Source organism: Trichothermofontia sp., assembly GCF_053493415.1.
The window spans coordinates 20,302-27,284 of sequence record NZ_JBRCAD010000094.1 but is presented as its reverse complement, the minus strand read 5'-3'; the positions used below and the strand labels follow the sequence as shown (position 1 = coordinate 27,284).

At 54.0% G+C, this 6,983-nt stretch carries 6 protein-coding genes; 2 read left to right on the top strand and 4 right to left on the bottom strand.

The window, feature by feature from the left end:
• Both ACWIUF_RS08025 and ACWIUF_RS08020 read left to right on the top strand, forming a co-directional pair.
• The coding region (locus tag ACWIUF_RS08025; RefSeq protein ID WP_448571765.1) for a DUF2232 domain-containing protein at window positions 1-713 on the top strand (713 nt) is incomplete at its 5' end.
• A 9-nt stretch (window positions 714-722) separates the two neighbouring features.
• Complete coding sequence (locus tag ACWIUF_RS08020; RefSeq protein ID WP_448571764.1) at window positions 723-1,706, top strand: M48 family metallopeptidase; 984 nt, start codon at window positions 723-725, stop codon at window positions 1,704-1,706.
• 25 nt (window positions 1,707-1,731) lie between these two features.
• Here the strand turns inward: ACWIUF_RS08020 and ACWIUF_RS08015 are convergent, their stop codons facing one another.
• From ACWIUF_RS08015 to glgX, 4 genes are all read right to left on the bottom strand, one after another.
• On the bottom strand, window positions 1,732-2,484 hold the full coding sequence (locus ACWIUF_RS08015; RefSeq protein WP_448571763.1) for an SDR family NAD(P)-dependent oxidoreductase: 753 nt from the start codon (window positions 2,482-2,484) through the stop codon (window positions 1,732-1,734).
• A complete protein-coding gene (locus ACWIUF_RS08010) occupies window positions 2,484-3,227 on the bottom strand; it encodes an SDR family NAD(P)-dependent oxidoreductase (RefSeq protein WP_448571762.1) in 744 nt (247 codons plus the stop codon). The genes ACWIUF_RS08015 and ACWIUF_RS08010 overlap by 1 nt, the downstream gene beginning before the upstream one ends.
• A 254-nt stretch (window positions 3,228-3,481) precedes the next feature.
• Complete coding sequence (locus ACWIUF_RS08005; RefSeq protein ID WP_448571761.1) at window positions 3,482-4,384, bottom strand: glycosyltransferase family 2 protein; 903 nt, start codon at window positions 4,382-4,384, stop codon at window positions 3,482-3,484.
• 100 nt (window positions 4,385-4,484) lie between these two features.
• Window positions 4,485-6,635: a glycogen debranching protein GlgX gene (gene glgX / locus ACWIUF_RS08000; protein ID WP_448571760.1), complete on the bottom strand. Its 2,151-nt coding sequence runs from the start codon at window positions 6,633-6,635 to the stop codon at window positions 4,485-4,487.
• Between the last annotated feature and the right edge of the window lie 348 nt (window positions 6,636-6,983).

The following is a 6,983-nucleotide window of genomic DNA, read 5'->3' as shown; positions in this document are numbered from 1 at the left end:
TTGATCCTCCCCCCCCACCGGATACTGGCCCTCCGATGCCCGCAGCAACGCCATCGCCGCCAGCCTTAGCGGAACCCCACCTGGGCCTGCCGGCTCCCCTGAGCTTGGTGGAAACAGCCTTTTTGGCCAGTACCGCCAGTTTGATTTGGCTGGTCAATTATTATTTTCCGATCGGTCCCCTGTTACGAATTTTTTTCCCCCTACCCATTACCCTGGTCTATCTGCGTTGGGGACAGCGGGCAACCTGGATGGCAACGTTGGTTTCCGGGTTGCTCTTGTCGGTCTTGATGGGACCCACGCGCAGTATTTTGTTCATTGTCCCCTATGGGTTGCTGGGGGTGTTACTGGGTTGGCTCTGGCGGAATGCGGTGAACTGGTGGGTCGCGATCGCCCTAGGGACCCTGTTAAATACAGTGGGGTTTTTCTTTCGCATTTGGCTAGTGTCCATTTTGCTGGGGGATGATCTCTGGGCCTACTCAATGGTGCAGATCGCCAACCTGGCGGAGTGGATCTTTACTAAGCTAGGGTTATTGGCCCAACCCGATCTATGGGTGATCCAGGCCATCGCGGTTGCTGTCATCTTGATCAACAGTGTGATTTATCTGTTTGTGGTCCATCTGGCTGCCTGGTTATTACTAGAGCGCCTGGGCAGTTCCATCCCGGCTCCGCCGGAGTGGGTGCAGGTGTTGTTGGATGTCGAGACTGGGGAGTAGGGGAGCGTTATGCCAAGTTATCCGGGAATTTCAAGCGAAGCCTTTCGCCATCCCCTCGATCGCGAAGCTGAGCAGGCCCTGCGCAGTTTACCAGGGTTTGAGGTAGCCGCCCGCAAGTTTATGGAGTTTTTCCTGGAGCGCCCCAACTATGTCTATTTCATGGGCAACGGCATCCAGGTGGGGCCACGTCAGTACGCCAGTCTCTATCGCCTGTTTCGGGACTGTGTGCAGGATTTAGACATTACGCCAGAACCAGCCTTATTTGTGATGCAAAACCCAATGGCCAATGCCTACGCCCTAGGGCAGGAGCAGCCATCGGTCATTTTGAATACGGGGGTTTTAGATCTGCTGGATGAGTCTGAGTTGCGCATGGTGTTCGCCCATGAACTGGGTCATGTGAAGTGTGGCCACACAACCCTCAACCAAATGGCCCGCTGGGCGTTGGAGGCGGCATTCTTTATTGGGGATTTGACCTTTGGCATTAGTAACCTGATCAGCCGGGGGTTGGTCTTTGCCTTCTATGAGTGGTTGCGCAAGGCGGAACTGTCCGCCGATCGGGCCGCCCTTTTGGTTACCGATGATCTGCCCCTGGTGTTCAAAACCATGATGAAGCTGGCGGGGGGCAGTGCGCGTCGCTTAAACGAGTGCAGTTTGGAGGAATTTCTGCGCCAAGCCGATCGCTACCAGGCATTGGATAACGATAGCCTTAACCAGGTCTATAAGTTCCTGCTGTACAACAATGTCGCCCAGGGCACCTTCCTGACCCATCCCTTTACGGTGGAGCGGGTGCGTTATTTGCAGGAGTGGGCTAACTCAGCCGAATACCGCCGCATCCGAGCGGGTGACTATGCCCAGGCCGGTGCGGAGGGAGCCGTAAACACAGAAGCCCGCCCCGCCAGCGAAGCAGACGCCTTACGGCGACAGATTGAGGAATTGCAGCGGGAAATCGCGCGACGGCGATCGTCGGATAATTCTCCTGATGACGCGTCGTGAGCCATCGCTATTTGCCTCGGTAGGTTTAAAGGGTTGCCCCCGCATCGATCACAAGGGTTTGGCCGGTAATGTTAGCCGCTGCCTCACTGAGCAAGAACATGACCAGCGCGGCCACCTCACGGGGTTGCACAATGCGTCCTAAGGGGATATCCTTCGTCACATCGACGGTGGTCAGCCCCAATTCCATGAAGCGGGCCTCGGCCATATCGGTTTGTACCCAGCCGGGGCAAAGGGCATTAACCGTAATCCGGCGTGGTGCGGTATAGAGGGCCAAGCTTTTGGTGAAACCAACGACGGCGTGTTTAGCGGCGCAATAGGCGGTTTGGTCAGGGACGGCCTTTAAGCCTAATACCGACGCAATATTGACAATTTGGCCGCCATCCCCCAGATAGGGTAGCGCATATTTACACAGGTAATAGGTTCCATGCAGGTTCACATTGATAATGGCGTGCCACCGATCGTCATCACTCTCCGGTTCTAGCGCATTACTCCCCGCGATCCCGGCGCTATTAATCAGGGCATTCACCTGACCGTAGGTTGCCATAATAGTTTGGAGGGTGGCTTTGACCTGGGCCAGATCGGTAACGTCGCACACCAGTTTGAGGTCGGCGGGTGAGGCGTGCAATCGTTCTTGGGACGTGGCGATCGCGGCGACTTGCCAGTTGTTGTGTTTTAAGGCTTGCACGATCGCGGCGCCAATCCCCCTGGAACCGCCGGTCACGATCGCCACCTTGGTCGTCTTCACGTCAGGAGCAGTGTTCAGCGTTGCGTTCATCATTATTGGGCGACCCCTCCGCCATCAACGGGAATAACTGCCCCCGTAATATAGGATGCCGCATCACTGGCCAGGAAGGCGATCGCCCAAGCAATTTCTGTGGGTTGGGCCAATCGCTGCAAGGGAATCGCGGCACGGCAGGCATTGAGCAGGTCCGTTCCAGTCTGTTGGGGCTGATAGCGTTGGGCTAAGTCATTAAACACAAACGCCAGCATGGGGGTATCGGTGCTGCCGGGGGCGACACAGTTGACCCGAATATGATGGGGTCCCCAATCCAGGGCGGCACTTTTGGTGAGTTGGGCGATCGCGGCCTTGCTAGCCCCATAGATTGCTGCGGCTTTTTTCCCAATCAGGGCCTGATCACTGGCATTATTCACGATCGCGCCTTTTCCCCGTTTGAGCATGGAGGGAATCACGGCCTGCATTAGGAGGAAGGGCGCTTTAAAATTAATGGCTAGGACGCGATCGATATCGTCTGATGAGGTTTCCAGGATTGTCCCATTTTGGGTAATCCCCGCATTATTGATCAGAATATCAATATCGCCATACCCTTGAATGACGGTATTGACATAGTCCGCAATTTTGTCACCTTTGCTTAGGTCATATTCCGGTAAATCAAAGCCAATAACGGCGACATCCAATTTTTCTAAGAGGGCATAGGTTGCAGCTCCAATGCCACTTTTATGGCCTGTGACGATCGCGACCTTGCCCCTTAAACCCGGTAAGCTATATTCAAACTGACTCATGCTGCTTCATTCCAACTTGCACGGCGGCTGTTTTAGATGGCCTGTCAGGTGATGACCGAACCTTCCAATAATAATACAGCCGTTCCCTCCCTAATGCAGTACTGTCAAGCCTCGTAAACAAGGGGCTTAAGCCCCTTATCTGTACCTCACTAAATATGGAAGTGCTGTAGTGGTGTTCACCGCCTAGTACAGTCAACATAAAATTTTGCGTCCTTAGTAGTAGCGAGTTTAGTCGTTTCAGGCTAGAGGCAGCACTACAAAGATTGCATTTTTCGTTGGGTGACGAGTGTTGCGATCGCCTCTTCAAAAAGAGCATTGGGTTGAGTTTTCAGCCGTTCCTCTAGCAGAAGTTCCGCTTGCATTGAGAGGTTTAAGAAGTCGAGCAAATGCGCTTGGGTTGCCGGATCAACAAAAGTATAATATCCCGCTTGGAGTCGAGCTATTAACTTCTCCTTGAAACGGATACAATCCACATTAAAGTTGCTGCCATTATTACTCGAATTGATGCTACCTGTCACCGACTGGGGCTGTTTGTAATATTTATGCAACACCGTGGGGACATGATAGAACCGATCAACAAAGGCAAAGCATTGGAACATGAATTCAAGATCATCGGAAAACCGGTGGGTTTCATCGAAGGTACAGGTAATAACCGAGCGATCCAATACCACCATGCTATTGGTCGAGAAGTTGATCTCAAAAAACTGGGCTGTGCTGACTAGATCAGGCATCGTATTTTGACCCACCACCCGGAGCATTTCCCCACTAGCGGTACAGATTTCAACCGCGCAGGAAACTAATTTATGCTGCTGCACTAGGGGGACAACCGTGGCGAGTTTGTCGGGCAAAAACTCATCATCAGCATCTAAAAAAGCCACAATTTGGCCCTGTACTTGACTCAGGCCCACATTCCGTGCCCGCGAGGAACCCGCCCCCACTTGCTGGGTTGATAGATAGCGAATGCGAATGTCCGGGACCGATTCTCCGGTGGGGATGCTGCGCGAACACGGATCGAGTATTTCTCGATAATCAGCACCATCATCGGCAACAATCAGCGCTTCCCAATGGGGATAGGTTTGGGCCAAGAGACTATTAACGGCGCGTTGAAGGGTAGCTTGTGCCCGATACGCCGGGATAATAACAGAGACTAATTCCATACAAGAATCCGGTTCTAGTGGACAGAAGCGGACAGAGACCAGAGGACAGAGTCTCTCGCCTATACCCTCTCGCCTCCCGCCTATACCCTCTCGCCTCCCGTTAGCGGGATTGGTGGACCTGACGTAGGATCACGATCGATCGCTCCCCCACGGGAATCGGCTTATCTTCCCGATAGTGACGCCCCACTTGGGGGAAATGGGCCAAATTCGTATCGATCTGAATCACCCACTCGCGCCCCTGGAGCAGGGGGGGTAGGGTAAAGTCGATCGCTTCGTAGTGGGCATTAAAACAAATGTAAAAGTTCTCATCAATAACCCGTTCACCCTGGGGACCCGGCGCAGCAATTTCTTCACCATTGAGGAAAATCCCGATCGCTCGCGCAAAGCCAATTTGCCACTGCTCCTCCGTCATTTCATCCCCATTCGGATTAAACCAGGCAATGTCTTCAACCCCCGTCCCGTGGATCGCCCGTCCCTGGAACCACTTGCGCTGCCGGAAGACCGGATGTTGTCGCCGGAAAAAGACCAACTGGCGCGTGAAGTCTAATAAACTAACACTTTCGTCCTTGAGGTCCCAATTCAGCCAGGAGATTTCATTGTCTTGACAGTAGGCATTATTATTACCCTGCTGGGTCCGGCCCATTTCATCCCCACCGAGGATCATCGGCACCCCTTGCGAGAGGAGGAGGGTAACCAGGAAATTGCGCTGTTGGCGGCGGCGGAGCTTCAGAACGTCGGGATTATCGGTTTCCCCTTCGTCAATCTCTTCTTCCCCGCAGTTCCAGGAGCGGTTATAGCTTTCGCCATCGAGGTTTTCTTCCCCATTGGCCTCGTTATGCTTTTCGTTGTAGCTGACGAGATCATTGAGCGTGAACCCATCGTGGGCAGTGATGAAGTTAATGCTGGCGCTGGGGCTGCGGCCATTACTCTGGTACAGGTCAGAGCTACCCGTAAAGCGATAGGCAAACTCCGCTAGGGTTTGATCTTCCCCCCGCCAGAAGTCGCGTACCGTATCCCGATAGCGCCCATTCCACTCCGACCACAAGGGCGGGAAATTCCCCACCTGATAGCCGCCTTCACCCACATCCCACGGTTCGGCGATCAACTTGACATTGGAAATGACAGGGTCCTGATGCACAATGTCGAAGAAAGCCGCCAGACTATCGACTTCGTACAGTTCCCGTGCCAAGGCCGAGGCCAAGTCAAAGCGGAAGCCATCGACGTGCATCTCCAGTACCCAGTAGCGCAAGCTATCCATGATCATCTTGAGGATCTGGGGATGGCGCACGTTCAGGGAGTTACCACAGCCCGTAAAGTCCATGTAGTAGCGCAGGTCATCTTCGACGAGGCGGTAGTAGGTGGCGTTGTCAATACCCCGGAAGGAGAACGTGGGACCCAGGTGATTCCCCTCGCCCGTATGGTTATAGACCACATCCAGGATCACCTCAATCCCCGCTTGATGCAGCGCCTTCACCATCTGCTTAAACTCAACGACCTGCTGGCCCTGGCACCCACTGGCACTGTAGCCGGAATAGGGGGCCATGTAGTTGAGGGAGTCGTAGCCCCAGTAACTACTCAGGCCCTTGCTGAGGAGATGGCCGGGATAGGCGAGGAAGTGGTGAACGGGGAGAAGTTCGATCGCGGTTATGCCCAGGGATTGCAGATGGGAGATCGCAGCGGGATGGGCCAGACCCGCATAGGTACCTCGCAGATGTTTAGGAATATCGGGGTGGAGTTTGGTAAAGCCCCGCACGTGGGCTTCGTAGATCACGGTTTCGTGCCAGGGGATCTGGAGACGCTGATCACCCTGCCAATCGAAGCTTTCATCAATCACAATGCCCTTGGGAACCAAGTGGGCATCATCCGCTTCGGAAAAGGTAAGATCCGTATCGGGGTCGTCATCCCAGAGGTAGCCAAAGAGTTCTGGCCCGTGTCCGAGATCGCCATCCAGCGCCTTAGCATAGGGATCGATCAACAACTTGTTGTGATTAAAGCGATGGCCTTCTTCCGGCTCATAGGGGCCATAAACGCGGTAGCCATAGCGTTGACCAGGCCCCACACCGGGAACGTAGCCATGCCAGGTGAAGTTGTTACACTCCGTTAGGGGTACACGGGTTTCGCGTCCCTGCGCGTCAAACAAACAGAGGACAACCCCATCCGCATTTTCGGAGAACAGGGCGAAGTTAGTGCCTTTCCCATCCCAGGAGGCTCCTAGGGGGTAGGGTTTTCCGGGCCAGATTGGATGATACATAGGGTCATTGTAAGGCGGGTGGGGTGATTCGGAGGGAGCCGTTGGTAATTACGTTGGATTCGTCGTGGGCGCGATCGCTTGACTCTGACTGGGTAGGACTGCCTAGAACGGTGTTCTTCAGGCAACCTACAGACTGATCCTAAACTAAAGCGGGTGATGTTCTAGACGCGGGTCGGTTGAACTCCTTTAGATGTCGAGAGAGGTTGAATTCGTCAATAGACTCGATCTATCGGGGGGCAAGTTTTGCTCCCCAAGTCTAGTGCCTGACCGACGCAATAGCCTAGCCAGGGATAAGTAAGCGGTTAATCCAGCCTATTTTTTGCTGACGTGTAGGAGGACGGTCATGTG

Excerpts from the sequence above, each read along its gene's own strand:
- ACWIUF_RS08020 (WP_448571764.1), top strand. The coding sequence starts at position 723 with ATGCCAAGTTATCCGGGAATTTCAAGCGAAGCCTTTCGCCATCCCCTC.
- ACWIUF_RS08015 (WP_448571763.1), bottom strand. The coding sequence starts at position 2,484 with ATGATGAACGCAACGCTGAACACTGCTCCTGACGTGAAGACGACCAAG.
- ACWIUF_RS08010 (WP_448571762.1), bottom strand. The coding sequence starts at position 3,227 with ATGAGTCAGTTTGAATATAGCTTACCGGGTTTAAGGGGCAAGGTCGCG.
- ACWIUF_RS08005 (WP_448571761.1), bottom strand. The coding sequence starts at position 4,384 with ATGGAATTAGTCTCTGTTATTATCCCGGCGTATCGGGCACAAGCTACC.
- glgX (WP_448571760.1), bottom strand. The coding sequence starts at position 6,635 with ATGTATCATCCAATCTGGCCCGGAAAACCCTACCCCCTAGGAGCCTCC.